A 391-nucleotide genomic window follows, 5' to 3' on the forward strand; every position below is an offset into this window, starting at 1 on the left:
AACGTTAACGGAACATGCATTCCTAGCTATCGAAGCAATGCGTAAAGGCGTCGACGGCGCAGAAGATTTTGACCAAGCAGCGGGCGCATTACTTGCTAATGCCGATGACTTGTCTGCCGCAGTTGGTTCGGTATACGGCGACGAAGGCGCAGCACAGTTTGACGAAGTATGGAAATCACACATTGGCTATTTCGTCGATTACGTAACAGCGACTGCTGAAGACAACCAAGAAGGCAAAGAGCAAGCGCTAGCAGAACTCGAAGAATACAAAGTGGAACAATCTAAATTCTTTGATTCGGCAACAGGTGGCTTACTACCAGCGGCAGCGGTTCAAGAAGGACTGGACATGCACGTCGATCAGTTGATCAACGCGTTTGACGCATACGTAGCA

1 pseudogene is annotated in these 391 nt (G+C 49.1%); it reads left to right on the top strand.

The features are described from left to right. Positions 1–391 (top strand): annotated as a pseudogene (locus tag GPDM_RS13355) (copper amine oxidase); the annotation flags it as partial.

The sequence above is a fragment of the Planococcus donghaensis MPA1U2 genome, assembly GCF_000189395.1.
In the GTDB taxonomy this organism is placed as follows: Bacteria; Bacillota; Bacilli; order Bacillales_A; family Planococcaceae; genus Planococcus; species Planococcus donghaensis_B.